Here is a 16,073-nt window from a genome sequence, read left to right as displayed (position 1 = left end):
CCTGTTTTAATATCTTATCTCTCCATAAATCGGTCGCATATCAGTTATATTATCAAGTAAAAAGGCTTTTATAAATCTATTCTCGGCAGTTTCCAGCTCAAAAGAAGCATGGATGCTATCATCCCCTGATACACTTTCTTTTTTCCGGGTCACTATCTGTTCAATTTCATACTCACTATCCTTACCATAACATACAAGCAATACCAATACGGCTGTAAGCTGTTCATCTGTAGTGTTTTTAAGCTTAACGCTGAATTTGTTTTCTCCTGATACAAGCATACTGTTCCCAAGCGTGATGTCCGTTACTTCTATTTTATTTTCAACTTCAAACATTACACTATTAAGACAGCTATAACCATCGTCATTCTTTACCCCAGGGAAAGATAACACATACCTTTCCGAATTCTTTAAGCCCTCTATTGTCAGCTTAATTTTATTTTCATTTAAACGTTCCGCCTTAACTACCTGTGCTCCATTATCAATTGAATAGCAATTTAATTCTTCGGGAGCAGGAGTATCAAATTCAGCTATAATAGTATTGTTATCCATTGTCAACGTTTTTCCGCTCGCATCACACCAAAGAAGCTTTGGAGTAAAGCAGCATTGAAAATCAATCCCTTTCAGGATAAACAACTTAGCGAATTTCTCGCTGTCATAACCGTTTACATCTATCATTAAGCGTTTCATTTGTGCCAGCTCATTTATTTGAACAGGCTCACGATTTAACACCTGTACGGTTTCGTTAAACTCGTTCGCAACAAATGCATCTGCTGTATACTTCCCATTTTCGGGATAAATTATTATTTTAACATAGTATGCTCGATTTTCGTTTAAATCCGCTGTTTTTTCGCTGCCAAGGAAGCTTATACGATTTTTCCCGTCTGCATAATCAATACAGAACAAATTATTTACTGTACTCTCATTGCCAAGACCTACCTTTGCATAACAATCTCCTCTAAGTCCCACTGCGTCCGATCCATACGGAATCATAAATCCTGCATTTAACTCATAAACACCATTTGGAACACCCAACGCTGAAGCATCACTTTTCAACAGCGATGACATCTGCGTCCGTATAACCTTGTTTTGAGACTGCAAACAAAATACCAATTCAGGAATTTTATATTCGTTCTGCAATATAACAGCCCCACGTTTGGAAGCCGCCTCTTTATCATACCATATGCCATAACTTTCCGTTGCGCTAATAGGATTTATTCCCTTTCCGTTTTCGTCAAGCCCGCTTCCATCTATTCCATAGCTGTCAAACCAATCGAAAACATATCGTTCACGGTTTCCTGTATATGTAAAGATATATGTAAAATCCTGCATATTCTCTCCCGGACGTGCCACACTGAAACCAACATTATAAAGAGTACCTTCCTTTAGTCCTGCAAACCTTACCTCAAAGCCTGTACAAGTCTCATTCATTTTAACAGATTCTATCTTTCCAGCATTACTAATTGTTACATGCTGTTCTGTAACGTTTTCTATTTCACTTCCGAAATCCACAGATACCGGCGCACTGCTGTCAGTTACCATACTTCCGGTCGCAGGAGAAAATGTTGCAACCAACGGCGGCGCAGCAATCTCGTCGACCTTAAAGTTAATATCGTCAATCCTTATAGTTTCTTTGGATCTTTCATCAGGCATTTCTTGCAAATTCGCCTCCACCGTCAGATATTTTCTCACCACTTCGAGCTCGTTTTCTGACAGGCTCATTTCTCTATATTCAACGCAAGGCTCCGAATCGATATAGGTGCTAAGATACGCTTTTCCGTTCACCAAGGCAATAACCACTTTAAGCTCATACCATCTTTCCGGTAACAACCTCTTGCCGGTATCTGTCCCTCCCAAAGAAATTGTCGCTGTGTCCTTGTCTGAGTTAATCACCACAAGCGGTAATGCGTTTGACGCATCGGCTGCTTCCGACAATGCCAGCTTATAGCTGCACCCTTCTGATGCGAGAGATGATTCGTGTTTTGGAAGATTTAAGCGTACAGCAAAGGTATATTCTTTATTTTTCGCCACGATATGCTCCTGCCCAACTGCTTTTGCAATGCTTGTCAAGATCACCTCCGGTTTTGTTTGTCTCCAAAGAGACAGGTAATGATTGCCTGTTGTCTCAGAACGAATTATAGTTCCTCTTTTTGAAGAGGCCTCCAGATTAAACCAGCAGCTTCCATCGTTTTCAGCCTTAACCGGATTAATTGCTTTCCGGTCCTCGTCCACACCGCTTCCTTCTACTCCGTAGCTTTCAAAATTATCCTCGAGTAATATTTCAGATGTCTCCTCTGCACTTACATAAAAGCAGAGAAATACGTGCATACACAAAATAATAATCAGTTGCAAAAATATTTTTTTATACATCATTTTACCTCCCTATTGCTGAAACGGTATTAAATACGATTTTTAACCGCAGGCTCATTGTTTTAGCTACTAATCAGTTAAATATTTATTATATTCCAATTTTATTTATAATTGCACAGATCTCCTATGTGATTTTTAAAATTCTCCCACCCGCCAGCCAATGCATCCATAATCAGCAGGAAAATTAGGTGAGGTATAACCATAGCAAAAGTTTTATTTTTTTGACCGCAGTCGACATTGACCTTTTCAGAAATAAAGGTTTTTCATTTTTGGTATGAGATTTGAAGGTAAAAACTTATTTTTTCTCTTTCTCAGCAAGAAACGCATCATACTGTTTCTGTGCTTCTTCAACCACTTTGTCAGCGCCCGCTTCTTTAAGTTTCTTTCTGAATTCCGGCAAAACCGTATCAGGGTCTATTGCTCCCAACACCGCCTGACGATTATACTCGTTTATTACATTCTTACAGGCGGCCGCTTCCAAATCTACGTTTGAAGCATCAAATTTAAATCCATAATACAAAGGCTTTTCTGCTTCTTGGTTAAACTTCTTCAAATTCTCCAATTTCGTAGATTCTTCACCCTTTTTCAGTTTTGCCAAAAATACGTTTCCAAACATCCATTCTGACCCGGAAAGAGTATATGAACTCTGTGGAATCAACTCTACGGAACCGTCCTCGGTCATATTGTAGTGTTTACCCTCTATTCCGTAAACCACTAGATTATATAAATATTCATCTGTATTCAAAAGCTCAAGGAAACGAAGAACACGAACAGGATTTTTAGATGTTCTTGATACTGCTGTCATCGAGCCTGTTGCCGCCTGATTATCTTCTATAATCGGAGTTACCTCCGCCTGATCCATTTCAAATTTGTAATCTTCTGACATTTCCTTTGCCTTTCCGGGCTTTAAAGGATATGCGCAACAAAATGTTTTTCCATCTTGAATTCTCTGATTAAAATCTCCTGATGTCATAACGTCCTTTTTTATCAATCCATCCTCAAAGAATTTTCTAGAAATTCTGCAAGCTTGTTCATATTCTTCAGTTTCGTAAAAGTTTACCACCTTACCATCATATTTTCCGTATATTACCGCCGCAGGACCAGCCAACAACTCATATTGAATAAAAGCAAGAGGAGTATTGTCTGTTTTCCAATCAATCGGATATTTCATATCTGGTTCATTTTTCTGAATTTTAAGCAAATACGGTTCAAGCTCCTCAAAACTTTTTATACTACTCATATCAATATTATATTTTTCAGCAATATCTTTCCTATAGAACCACCCTGCCTGCGAAGCTTTTTCTTTATTAACTGGCAATGCATACAACCTTCCATTCACTTTTGCAGCATCTATATAATCTTTACCAAGCATTTTTGAAGTCTCTGGTAAATATTTAGGAAGCATATCATCTAACGCAATAAACGCACCGTTTGCTGCGTTTGCTTTATAATCAAGCATCCAACTTGCACAAAAAGCCATATCAAAATACTCTCCTGCATTTATCATAACACCAAGTTTCTGTGAATATTGGCTTGCATCAAGTATATGCAGCTTTAAAGTTGCATTGATTTTATCAGCAAGATATTCATTAATTTTTGCTTCCACTGATGGCGTATCACTTTGCGGAGTACCTTGTATGTACCAATTAATTTCATACATGTCCTTTGGTACGGAACTCACATCCTCCTCCCTTATTCCTTCATTGCCTCCACAACCCTGTAAGCCAACAGACAACATACATGCAGCTGCAATTAAACACGTAATCTTTTTGAATTTCATTTTAATCTTCCTTTCTAATTTTCTTTTATATATATTTCTTTAAACTCAGGGGGTTCTTTATTCTCGCAAATTGCAGTATAAATTTCCTTTTGCAACGCCCAAGCCTTCTTGATATATTGATCATTACTGTTTCTGATTACTGCCCTTTTTATCGTGTTTTCTATTTCCCTCATACAAGGATTATAGTCTACAAACATTTTATCCGTCAGAAATTCTTTTTGAACAGGAATATACCGTTCTATTTTCATCATTTCCCTGATATTACGGTTGTCAGACATATATGCCAGAAAGTCGCGTGCCGTTTTCTTATTCTCGGAAAAGCCACTGATTGCAAACCCATATCCCCCTAGCACCGGCATATCGGGGATCATTACACCAACATTACCTCCAATCTCAAAATCATAATCGTCGAAATAGGCATACTCCTTGCTCCATCCTCTATAATAATTAATATCACCCTTTTTAAACCTGTTTTTCAAGTTATCGCAACCATCCTTGCCCTGCTCTACAAAATACGGATATGCAGCCTTTAAATATCTGCCCAGTTCAATACTTTCACATAAAAGATCCTCGTCCTCCTTCATAGTAAAAATCGGCTGTGGATTTCCGTTTATAACATCCCCCCAGTGTATTGGTGCTTTGTCAACTCTGTCCTTTCTGTAAAACAGAATACCAATATCAAAGGCGAACGGAAGTGCATATACAGTATCTTCTGACGTAAACATTTCGATCGCCTTTGGCTCATACTTTTCCCCCGATAATTCCAAACCAAGTGGTTCAAGATACCCACTTTTTGCAAATTCCTCTGTCCATATTTCATCTATCAGGTAAATATCAATGTCGGAATCCTTCCTATCCAGTGTTGCTGTGTAGGTTTTATAAACTTCGTTTGTGTCATCGGTTATTTCGACTATTTTTATAATTACGTTATTATGCATCTTTTCGTATTTGTCTACTATCTGCTCTATTCCGCTCATTCCTTTTGGCTTAAGCATAGTGATAACTTCTACGTTCGCATTCTCTGTTACCTTCTGTTTCGAAATACATCCCGATAAAGAAAAAGTTATAATTGCCATTCCGAGCAAAGCTAATATTGTTTTCAAATGCCTCCCTCCTTACGTATACAAAGCCTTATAGTCATTTTATGTTAATATGATACCATAGAAAAATATTTTTTATAATGAGGTAATCTTACAAAATTATGTTGTATATCTCTTATTTTTAATTTGCCTCTTGAAAAAGTATTGTTTTTTTGTTATGCTTTAGGTAATTGGAGGGTTTTTACCATGAAAAAAATGAAATTTTTTTACAATATATCAATTAAGAGGCAACTCCTTCTCTCCTATCTACTGGTTATTTTGTTTTGCACTTCACTGTCGTATATCACGATATATGTTAAGCTCAACTCTATCTCTCGCTCTCAGCTTATGGATCAGGTGAATCAAATTATGGTTCTAGCATCCAACAATATTTACGCACAAGCAGAGTACGTTGACACACTGTTGTTTAATATTCAAATTAATTCCAGTATCATCTCTACCATTACCAACAGGGACATTGATGTTTTTGATAGCGTCAACATCCTCAATGACGAGCTTAGCAAAACAGATATTCTTCAGAAAAAAATTTCCGAAGTAAAACTATATCTAATAGATCGTCCAGAATACCCTTCGATTTATTCAGACAGCCTCATCGTATCCGACGAAATGGTTAAAAATGATGTCTGGTATCAAAAGAGTATAGAATACGGTGGAAAAACTTTCTGGTCGGTTTTTCATACATCCGGCACTTACGGATATATTCAAGCATCTCAGCTTATCCGCGATTTTCACACTAAGAGCCCTATCGCCGTTGCCACCATTAAAATTGATTTGACTTCATTCCTTAATAGTATTAACGAGATACAGCTACACAATACAGGAGATATTCTTCTTCTAAATAATACGCAGCTAGTGTGTATGTTTGATAAATCATATCTCGATGATATCAAAAACAGTACTACCCTCGTGAATTTCCTTTCGGACAATAGCACACAAAACACAATACAATCATACAACGGACAACGCTATATTTTGAGCAAAACCGCTATCCGTAACACTGAATTTTCCGTTGTCGGAATTTTTAACTTAAGTATCCTCAACATTATTGGGCGATATATGGAGAGAACTATTATAATTATCTCTATTATAAGCATTCTGCTTTCTCTGTTATTGATGTCGCTAATGTCTCATTCAATAACCAAGCCTATTTATAATTTGTGTACCATTATGAAACTTTTCAAAAAAGACACCTCCTTCCGTTGCGAAGTGCCCTATACAAATGAGATAGGAAAGCTATATTCTTCTTTCAATGTTATGATGAGTACTATGGACAATCTGATTACTGACGTTAATACTTTGTTTAAGCAGCAAAAAATATTAGAATTAAAGGCACTGCAAGCGCAGATTAACCCTCACTTTCTTTATAATACACTTGATTCCGTAAATTGGATGGCACAGCAATCAGGTTGTGATGATATATCACATATTGTAACAGCCTTGGGCAGTTTCTTCAGATATTCTCTTAACAAAGGCATGGAACTCACAACTATTGAAAATGAGCTTAATCAAATCCAATACTATATCGAAATCCAAAAAATACGTTTTAAAGATAAACTGATTGTTACATTTGATATTGACAATAATATACTCAAATGTCAGATTGCCAAATTAACTCTGCAACCATTAGTTGAAAACTGCATTGTACACGGCTTTGACAAATTTGAATATGTAGGTATAATAAATATTACAGGCTTCAGAAAAGAAGGATATATTTATATTACTGTCAGTGATAACGGCAGAGGCGGAGATATTGATAGAATAAATAAACTTCTTAATAAAGGTTTTATTCCAAACGAACCTATAGAAAAATATGGTATAAACAATGTAAATCAGCGTCTTAGACTATACTTTAGCGAAGAATGCGGACTGTATTACAAAGAAAATGATTTAGGCGGTATTGATGTAACCGCCAAATTGAAAGAAAGGTATTTTACACAATGAATATAACGCTTTTTATTGTAGATGATGAAGAACTTATACGTAATGGACTTCTCTCTTTGCCATGGGATGAATACGATATTGATATTCTGGGTACTGCTGAAAACGGCGTAGATGCACTCGAAAAAATCAAACAGCTACATCCGGATATTGTAATATCTGATATTGAAATGCCAAATCAAAACGGACTATGGCTTGCTGAAAATGTGCTTACAATTTATCCTCGCACAAAATTTATTTTTTTGACAGCATTTAATACTTTTGCGTATATACATAAAGCGTTACAATTAAAAGTATCGGATTATATACTTAAACCCATAAAAAAATCCGAACTTTTGGGATTAGTCACAAAAACGCGTGATACAATAATAAACGAAAAGCAATCCGATTATCAAATGGAGGTTTTTTATAATAATCTGAAAGAATGCAAATTCTTTTTGAAATCGTGGTTTTTTGATATGGTATCTGCTTTTTATTCAACACATGACATAAACGAAAATTTTGATTTTTTAGGAACTTCGCTTTCAAACGGACAATTTTGTGTTGTACTTATAAAACTAAAATCTGATACTGCCAAATCGAATGAGCAGTTTGTTTATTATACGCTTTTTCAGCAATTACTGAATGTTCTACAATTTTGTGATGCAGAAGTGATTCCTTTCTTAAACAATAATATTATAACCTTGGTATTTCGTTTTGATTCAGATTTTTCTAAAGCACCCGTTACTGTATTAGAAATTTGCGATAAACTTCATACTTTTTTATCGTTTAATACATTTTATCCCTTCACAATAGCCATTGGTAAGGTTTTAAACGGAATTACCAATATTTCTCGTTGTAATATTTCAGCTGAAAATACTATGTTTTATGATTTAACAAAAAAAGATAAACAAATTATTTATGCCGGTGACTTAGAGTTTGCAGATGATTTATTTAACATCTACGAAAATATTCAGAAAAAATATTCAATCCTGCTTTCTCATGGAAGTGATATGCAAATTTCTGAACTTTTAAAGGATCTGTTTTCTCTTTTTGAGAGTTCAAATGTATCGCTTCAATCTGTACGTCAATATTGTTTGAGCTTCGCGACAAGTGCCACATCAGTAGCTTGTGAAGCCAGTCCAGAAACTTTTTCTGGAATAATCAACTTTGATTTTCTGAATAAAATTAATAATTGCCACTCCATATCTGCCCTGTGCGATATATTAACTTATTTTTCACTCAATATATCCAAGCAAATTCAGAATATTCTGCAAAAGAAAAATATAAGTCTTGTATATAAAATAAAAAACTACATTTCAGATAACTATCAAAACACCATAACGCTCGAAATACTGTCAGAGGCTATTGGCCTCTCACCAAATTATATCAGTACATGTTTTTATAAAGAAACAGGGGTTAATTTTAAAGACTACCTTACTTCAGTAAGAATTCAAAAGGCAAAGGAACTATTGCAAGGTACGAATAATAAAATTTATGAAATTGCACACGCTGTCGGGTATGAGGATACTCGTTATTTCAGCAATTTATTCAACAATGTTGTTGGCTGTTTACCGTCTCAATATCGTAAAAATCATACAGATTAGTAACACTAAAACTTAACACATATAATGCAAGCGGAGTGTGCGGACAAATTCTTTTACTCTCCATATAATATATTTGTGATTATTTTTAAAGAAAAACACATAAAAAACTTGAACATCCAGAGACAGGCAATATATGGGGCGATAACGGGGTAAGCACAACCCCTATTGAAGAAGCTGCATATGCATTTATAAAAATGGGAAACGGTGCAACCATTTTTCTTGAAACAAGCTGGCTCTTAATACATCAGAGTCCAGCGAAAATAGTAGCTGCGTTCTTTGCGGAAGTAAAGCCTGACTTTCTCTTAAAAACAATTAACTTGCAATTAATACCAATAAAGGCGGCGTTACTTTTTATGCAGTTCTATCGGCTTCACCGGCAGATACCGAAGTATATAACTGGATAAAGTCAATTATAGAAGACACAAATTTGCTAGTTCTTTTCAAACAAGGGCAAGTAGTATCGGAAATTTACACATTATTAAAACCGGAAAGGCGGTATATTTCAAATGAAAACAGCATTATTAGGTGTATGGCACGTCCATGCTTCATCCTATGTAAAATCTGCGTTAGAGCATGGACAGGTTATTGGAGTTTATGACGTAGATACTGAAAAAAGAAAAAAATTTTGTAGCGAATTTAATTTAAAAGAGTTTTCTTCCTTTGAAGATCTTTTATCAAGTGACGCAGAAGGGGTAATTGTTTGTTCGGCAACCAATACACACACAAATGACATCATAAAAATTGCAAATGCAAAAAAAAATATTTTTACGGAAAAAATTCTTGCATTGACCGAAAAAGAATGTGTCCAAATCGAAAAGGCAATCCATCAATCCGGAGTAAAATTTGTCATATCTTTTTTTCAAAAATATTGTGGCCCGCAACAAACAATAAAAAAAATTGTAGAAAGCAAAGAACTTGGGAAAATCAATTTTTTAAGATATCGCAACTGCCATTCCGGCAGCAGTGCAAACTGGCTTCCCAAACATTTTTATAACAAACCCGAGTGCGGCGGCGGTGCAATGATAGACTTAGGAGCTCATGGAATGTATCTTATCGATTGGCTTTTAGGAATACCAGATACATTTACTTCTATATTTACGCTTGCCTGTGAAAATCAGGAGACTCTTATAAAAAACAGTGATAAAGTTGAAGACAATGCCGTAACACTAATGGGCTATGAAAATGGTTGTATCGCAATTAACGAAACCGGATTTGTGTCTTTTAAATCACCACTTTTCCTCGAAGTAAGTGGCGAAAACGGCTATGTACGCATGGAAGGAGAAAACGTTTTTAAGTGCACATCATCTACAAATGGAAAAGTTGTTAAAGTCTCTCTTGAAAAAGGCCTTCCTTCACCAATCATTCAGTTTCTTACAGATAATATTCAACCCGGCTGTTCCATTCAAGATGCGAAAAGACTTACTTGCATGATGGAAAAAGCATATAAAAATATTGTTTAATTTGAATTGGGATAAGGAGATGCGAGAAGGGGCGATAATCGAGAGAATCTCGTATTTGTGGAAACGGGGGATGCAGGCATACTGAGCAGGGTATGCGGACATGGCCGGGAACCGCGGACATAATCTTGAACTGCTTATATTGTCGCCCCACGGCTATGTCTATACTATACCGGTCTCAGATTAAATCTAAGCTTAAAACAGATTTAAGCGATATTGATGAACATTAGACTGAATGAATAACTTTAGAAGATATGGCTAAATTATTAAACGTAACACCATCTTATGTTTCGAAACTCTTAAAGAAAGAGTTGAACATTACATGGATTATCTCTATGAATGTCTCATGACGAAAAACGGGAAGCAAGCTGTTGATGCCTGCTTCCTGTTTTTACATTAATAACAATTCGGTCTTGCGGCAAAGCCAAAAATAGCATTGGTAGTAATGACCACATTGTTGGCGCCGCCGGAGCAATGAATCACAAGAACGTTACCATTTTTATCTCTGCCGGCAACAATGCCAACGTGAGACAAATCAGATAAAAACGCCAAATCGCCCGGCTGTGCCGCGCTCCAAGAAATGCGGGTACATTTTGCAATCTGCCCCTGTGTACCATGTCCGATAGCGTTTGCTGATTTCCCGGCATTAAGAAAGCTCCAGGTGACAAATCCGGAACAGTCAAGGCCAAACGGACGTTTTGTACCGGTGGTTTTACTGCCCGCCGCCGAAACAACCTTCAGCTTGCCCCATTCACTATCCCAGCCGATGGCGGAGGATTTTCCGCCCCAAAAATAATTGACCTTGCCGACAAGGGAACACGCCGCTTTGATCACAGCCTTTCTGTCTGCGGCTAAACTGCCTGGCAGACTTTTCAAAACCTCTTTGGCGGTTGCGTCGGAAATGGCAAGGCTTTGTACTGCACCGTCTAATACGTCGCTGTTTTCCAAAAGGGTAACAAGCGCTTCCTGCTGTTTTGCAGTAAAGCCATATTGGTCAATCATATCGTCCTTTGTCTTTGCGTAGATGGTGATATAAAGGACTGTTTCGGAGGTTTCGCCGTTTTGAACAGTTTCCGTCCTTGACGCAATGCTGTTCATATCCCAAAAGACCGCTTTCAGCTTTTGCTTTTTCGCTTCATCAATGACGACTACATCCTCGGCGGTTCCGTCGTCTGTACCGGCAACTTTCACTGCAAAGATCGCCAGCACCTCATTCCAGTTTGCCTGTTCACCCTCCATTTCAACACGGTCCGCCATTGCGCCGTTCTCAATCTCATCAAGTCGTGCGGACAGTTCCAGATTACACTCTGCCACAATGGAGGAAACAGGGATACTGTCGCTGTCCGCCGCTTCATCAGAGATGAAAATGCCAAACGGGCTTGCGGCAATCGCCGCAACAATGATAATAATAATTAAAACAATCAGCAGTACCGCCCAGCCGCCGAACGCAGACAATGCGGAAATGATTGCTTTTGCCGCTGCGGCTACCATTTGCGCGGTTCTAACCGTTATTCTTACAGCGGCTCTTGTTGCCGCTTTTGTTGCCTGTGCCGCCCTTTGTGCCATTTCTTTTGAGCATTTCGCCGCTTGCTTTGCGGCCTTTTTAGTAACTTCTTTCTGGGTTTTCACGGCTACTTTTTTTGCTTTATTTGCCGATTTTCGAGCATATTTCGGGGTTTGATAGATATTACCAATTTTCACACCTTTGCTGGTTTTTGAAACGCTTTGTTTTGTCTTGACCTCTTTATTTTTGTTTGCTGTACTGCGCAAAGCGCTCTGTGGTTTTTCCTTTGGCGAAGAAAGTACGGTTTGATTGCTTTGTACTTTTATATTTTCCGCTTTTTCTTTGCGCAAAGATTGCATATAGCTTGCCTTGGTCTTGACCGGCGATTTCGGAAGCAGTTCAGTTTGGCTTGTATGTGTCGCTTCAATCTGCATCAACCGTTTATCCTTGGGCAGAATGATAGTATCGACAGGTTCGGTATGCGGCGTAATGTCTGTAGCATTTTCAGCGTGCATACGCTCATATTCCGTTTTTGTTTTCAATTTATTTTCTACATATTCCCGACGTGCCTGTTGGGGATTTTTTTGATTTGCTTGACCGAAAGAGGAATTTCCATAATCTGCCGGCTTGGTATTCGCAAAATGGGTTTGTATATCGTTCTGCTTTGTTTTCACTTTCATTTCAGGAGCAGAATTGGGCATAGTGGTATTTAATTGTGCTTTCAGATAATTTTCTTTTGTCTTAACCTGTGCATTTTGCGTTTTCTCCTGCACCTGTTTTACAACACGCTCTTTTAGAAGATTATCCGACGTTTTCGTCTCGTTTACTGTTTCGCTTACGCTCTGTATTTTTTTGTTTTCATAATGCTGTTTGATTTTATTTTGAGCAAAAGCCTTACCCTTTGCATAAACTGTATTTACAGCAGAATATGCAGAATGTTCAACGCTTTCGGTTGCCTGTACCTCGGCTCGCTCTGACTGCTTTTCCTGTTTAACCTCATCTGCCTTTTGCCGAACAGTATTTTTTACCAGAACATCTTTTGCAACCGCCTTAATATCTCTTGCGGCATTTTTTCCATATTCAGAGGTTTTCGGGTTGTTTTTCATTTTCGGCGAACTCTGTGGTTTTGTTTTTATATCCTTTTCATTCAACGGTATCACCTCGCCTTACACATAAAAAAAAGAGCACTGATTGTTCGTCAACGCTCTGTACGCTGTAAAATATGTATTCTATTTTTTTCTTTTATTTAGTGGAATTTGTATTCTTGAAATTCCACTGTTCCCCTCCACCTAAAGAGGCAGAGAGGAACATCTTGTGCGTAAATTATATTTTATTCATCAATGGTTATATTAAATTTACTTTTCTTTAGTTCTTCAAACCGGCTGCAAGTTTTACCATTATGATAGTGCAGATATGGGCAAAAAGGGCTGTGGTTATCCATCAGATAACTGTCTCTGCCTTTTTTGCATATAGGACAAAGCTGTGGGTTATATTTTTTCTTTTTCATGGCAGCCTCCCTATCAGTTTTCACCAGGTTTGGTGCTCATCAGACGGTAAAGCTCCGTATCGGTTGGAAACTCGTTCACAAAAGGAACGATAGAGCCGCCCACCTTGATAAGTCCCCGTCCGGCTCCTGCGTTGGTAATGTAACTCATCTGCGTATCGGATATACTCAGCAGTTCCGACAAATCCTTCCGGTCCGAAGCTGACTGATTCAAAAGCAGCAGAAATTCGCTGTTTGCAAGCATACCTCTTGCCGTTTCGTTCAGCAGACAGTCGGAAATATTCTGTGTAATACCCGTTAACAGTCCTCCGTATTTTCTGAAACGCTTCCAGCATTTGAGCAGGAAGTCGGCGCTGTATGGATTTTTGAAATACAAGTGCGCTTCATCTACATAAACTCTTGTATACTTTCCTCGTTTCCTGTTTGCCATCACACGGTTAAAGATGTTGTCCAGCATAATCAAAAGACCGATGGACTTCATCTGTTCACCAAGTTCCAAAATATCATAGCAGACAATTCTGCTGTTGACGTTGACGTCGCTTTGATGCGCAAAGGCGTTGAGCGAGCCGGTGGTGAACATCTCCAGCGACAGAGCAAGGTCTTGCGCTTCGTCCTCCGGCTGCTGTAAAAGCTCGTTTCTGAAATCCGCAAGTGTGGGCATATAGTCGGATTTTCCGTTTAGGAAATCACTGTAAACCTTAATTGCACAGCGATCAATAATCGACTTGTCTTTTGCGCCAACCCCGCCTCCCAAGCGCGCATCGCCGCTTTTTAGTAGCTGATCAAACAGCGAAATTAAAAATTCCGACTTGATTGATACCGGGCTTTCGTCCATATCAATGTCGTTGTTGATCTCAAGCGCATTGATGTGGTTTTCCGATGCAGCCGACAGCTTGATAATTGCACCGTTCAAATTTCCCACAAGGGATCTGTATTCCCGTTCTGCATCCACGATAATAATATCGTCGTTTGAGAACAGCGCCGCCATCAGGATTTCCATTTTCGCCGCAAAGGATTTACCCGAACCGGACACGCCGAGAATAAAGCCGTTTCCGTTTAACAGCAGTTTGCGGTTACACATCAAAAGGTTATGGGAAATGGCATTGATACCGTAATACAAGCCGTTTTTATCAATAATCTCCTGCGTTTTATACGGCGACAATACCGCCGTGCTTTCGGTGGTTAGCGTTCTTGTCGCTTTAATCTCAAGCAAGCCATAGGGCAGTACTGTTTTCATACCATCCTCCTGTTGATATTTCAATACACCAAAGGTACACAAATGTTTTCTGCCGATGGACATCAACGTTTCCGTATCATTGTCGAGCTGTTCCAAAGTATCCGCAATATGCAGAAGTGACACGGTCACGAACATCATTCGCTGGTCGCGGGTAGTGAGGTCGTCCAAAAATTCTTTGATCTCCTTTCTCAACTGTTCCATTTCATACGGAATATTGGCAGAAAAGTTGTTGTTCATATTTTGTTTCTGCTGCCATTTTGTAATATCTGTTTCAATGGCAAGCAGCTTTTTCTGAACAATCTTAACCGCCTCATCGGTGGGGAGCGGCTGAATGGAGATAGACAGCATCATGCTTCTTGAAAAATCGGTCAGTTCTGAAACCATGCTGTCCTTTAAAAAGGACGGATATTCTTTCAAGAAGATCGTTCGGGCAAATTTATCACCGATACGTATATGGTCTTTCTTAAACTCCAAACTGTCGGGGCAGATACAGTCCTTAAAATCTATGCCTCTTGCCATAGCACTTTTTAAGTCAAAGTTAAATTCTTCATTTTCCCCTGTTTTGAAAAAATCATGAAACACACGAAGCCTGTCTTTATACCCAAGCTCTGTCACCTTTGATGATACCTTTGCAAAATCGGCGGTTAAGTCATTGCCGACACGGGTAAAGAATGTGCGGGCTTCTTCAACATTTTTCTTGTCTGTTGCGACGGTGATATATTTCTCGTGAACAATGTTATTGCTTTCCGCCATTTTATCGCACAAAATCCCGTTTAGCTCGTGCGCATACTTCAAATAGTTTTTATCTTCGCTGGGTGTTGTCATCTGCTCAAAGTATTGATTGTGAAGCTGACGGTTATAGATGGTGATTTCCGCCATAGCGTCGGTGGGCAACCCGTTTAATATCGCAGAATGTGCAAGAAACATTTGCAGCTGATCTTCATCGGAAGCAACGGCATAGTTGATGTCCGTAAAATTCCAAGTCTTTGAAAACAGCCTGCCTGTTCTGAATATTCCGTCGCGGTACAGCGTATCAATCGGGATTGACTGCTGTACTGTCTTTGGTATTTTTCGCTTTTGCTTTTTTATGCGGTTTCTTTTTCCGAACAGCAACATCGCTTAACCCCTCCTTGCACATATTGAATAAAAAGTTTTCGCTTTCAAACTTCCGCACACCGGCGCACAGAAATTCGCTGTAAATAAAGGCTTTAATAAATTCTTCCAAGTTCATTCCGTTGTATTTGAAAAATCCGGCAGCGGCAATGGGAGCAGCCGCAGCAATACACAGCCACGACACCGTTTCCTTGCCGACAATGTCTTTTAGCCCGAAGTATATCCCGACCGCCGCACCGACTGCCAGAGCGGAATACACAAACTGCCGTACCGACAGTCCGAAAAACAGACTTTCGTGATAGTCCTTGATTTCTTTGTTGATTCGTATTTCCACAACGTTTCCCTCCTTATGTTCCAAACCGTTTTGTTAAGTTAAATGAAAATTGAGACCTTGAACTCCTTATGGTATAATGGTTTTACCCCAAACCCGAATACCTCCCTGAAAATCAGAGAAAGGAGATCAAGATCTCATGGATAAAATTATACC

At 38.5% G+C, this 16,073-nt stretch carries 10 protein-coding genes; 3 read left to right on the top strand and 7 right to left on the bottom strand.

Features of this window, described 5'->3' with window-relative positions; translation table 11 throughout:
* Nucleotides 1-6: 6 nt before the first annotated feature.
* The 3 genes from INF28_RS08880 to INF28_RS08870 form a co-directional block, all read right to left on the bottom strand.
* A complete protein-coding gene (locus INF28_RS08880; protein WP_226393116.1) occupies nt 7-2,370 on the bottom strand; it encodes a hypothetical protein in 2,364 nt (787 codons plus the stop codon).
* Between the two features lie 292 nt (nt 2,371-2,662).
* Nucleotides 2,663-4,147, bottom strand: a complete 1,485-nt coding sequence (locus INF28_RS08875; protein WP_226393115.1) for an ABC transporter substrate-binding protein — start codon at nt 4,145-4,147, stop codon at nt 2,663-2,665.
* Nucleotides 4,148-4,161: 14 nt separating this feature from the next.
* Nucleotides 4,162-5,250 carry an extracellular solute-binding protein gene (locus INF28_RS08870; RefSeq protein ID WP_226393114.1) on the bottom strand — a complete coding sequence of 363 codons (1,089 nt, stop codon included), beginning with the start codon at nt 5,248-5,250 and terminating at the stop codon, nt 4,162-4,164.
* A gap of 183 nt (nt 5,251-5,433) precedes the next feature.
* Between INF28_RS08870 and INF28_RS08865 the strand changes: the two genes are divergently transcribed.
* The 3 genes from INF28_RS08865 to INF28_RS08855 all read left to right on the top strand — a co-directional run bounded on the left by INF28_RS08865 (nt 5,434) and on the right by INF28_RS08855 (nt 10,231).
* The gene (locus INF28_RS08865; RefSeq protein ID WP_226393113.1) at nt 5,434-7,188 is read left to right on the top strand and encodes a sensor histidine kinase; all 1,755 of its coding nucleotides are present in this window, start codon (nt 5,434-5,436) and stop codon (nt 7,186-7,188) included.
* Nucleotides 7,185-8,771 carry a response regulator transcription factor gene (locus tag INF28_RS08860; RefSeq protein ID WP_226393112.1) on the top strand — a complete coding sequence of 529 codons (1,587 nt, stop codon included), beginning with the start codon at nt 7,185-7,187 and terminating at the stop codon, nt 8,769-8,771. Before INF28_RS08865 ends, INF28_RS08860 begins: the two co-directional genes overlap by 4 nt.
* Nucleotides 8,772-9,277: 506 nt before the next feature.
* A complete protein-coding gene (locus tag INF28_RS08855) occupies nt 9,278-10,231 on the top strand; it encodes a Gfo/Idh/MocA family protein (RefSeq protein WP_226393111.1) in 954 nt (317 codons plus the stop codon).
* Nucleotides 10,232-10,624: 393 nt separating this feature from the next.
* On the opposite strand, the gene INF28_RS08850 is transcribed toward INF28_RS08855, so the two are convergent.
* The 4 genes from INF28_RS08850 to INF28_RS08835 all read right to left on the bottom strand — a co-directional run bounded on the left by INF28_RS08850 (nt 10,625) and on the right by INF28_RS08835 (nt 15,920).
* On the bottom strand, nt 10,625-12,838 hold the full coding sequence (locus INF28_RS08850; RefSeq protein WP_226393110.1) for a C40 family peptidase: 2,214 nt from the start codon (nt 12,836-12,838) through the stop codon (nt 10,625-10,627).
* Nucleotides 12,839-13,062: 224 nt separating this feature from the next.
* On the bottom strand, nt 13,063-13,239 hold the full coding sequence (locus INF28_RS08845) for a hypothetical protein (protein WP_226393109.1): 177 nt from the start codon (nt 13,237-13,239) through the stop codon (nt 13,063-13,065).
* Nucleotides 13,240-13,252: 13 nt separating this feature from the next.
* Nucleotides 13,253-15,589, bottom strand: coding sequence for a VirB4-like conjugal transfer ATPase, CD1110 family (locus INF28_RS08840; protein WP_226393108.1), 2,337 nt, complete (start codon nt 15,587-15,589; stop codon nt 13,253-13,255).
* A complete protein-coding gene (locus tag INF28_RS08835) occupies nt 15,507-15,920 on the bottom strand; it encodes a PrgI family protein (protein ID WP_226393107.1) in 414 nt (137 codons plus the stop codon). Before INF28_RS08835 ends, INF28_RS08840 begins: the two co-directional genes overlap by 83 nt.
* Between the last annotated feature and the right edge of the window lie 153 nt (nt 15,921-16,073).

The organism is Ructibacterium gallinarum (genome assembly GCF_014982785.1).
Classification (GTDB): Bacteria; Bacillota; Clostridia; order Monoglobales; family Monoglobaceae; genus Ructibacterium; species Ructibacterium gallinarum.
This window is presented reverse-complemented; position numbering and strand designations above follow the sequence as displayed.

What these genes read in the sequence shown, in the direction of transcription:
- INF28_RS08875 (WP_226393115.1), bottom strand. Translation starts at nt 4,147, where the DNA reads ATGAAATTCAAAAAGATTACGTGTTTAATTGCAGCTGCATGTATGTTG.
- INF28_RS08880 (WP_226393116.1), bottom strand. Translation starts at nt 2,370, where the DNA reads ATGATGTATAAAAAAATATTTTTGCAACTGATTATTATTTTGTGTATG.
- INF28_RS08845 (WP_226393109.1), bottom strand. Translation starts at nt 13,239, where the DNA reads ATGAAAAAGAAAAAATATAACCCACAGCTTTGTCCTATATGCAAAAAA.
- INF28_RS08855 (WP_226393111.1), top strand. Translation starts at nt 9,278, where the DNA reads ATGAAAACAGCATTATTAGGTGTATGGCACGTCCATGCTTCATCCTAT.
- INF28_RS08850 (WP_226393110.1), bottom strand. Translation starts at nt 12,838, where the DNA reads ATGAAAAACAACCCGAAAACCTCTGAATATGGAAAAAATGCCGCAAGA.
- INF28_RS08865 (WP_226393113.1), top strand. Translation starts at nt 5,434, where the DNA reads ATGAAAAAAATGAAATTTTTTTACAATATATCAATTAAGAGGCAACTC.
- INF28_RS08840 (WP_226393108.1), bottom strand. Translation starts at nt 15,589, where the DNA reads ATGTTGCTGTTCGGAAAAAGAAACCGCATAAAAAAGCAAAAGCGAAAA.
- INF28_RS08860 (WP_226393112.1), top strand. Translation starts at nt 7,185, where the DNA reads ATGAATATAACGCTTTTTATTGTAGATGATGAAGAACTTATACGTAAT.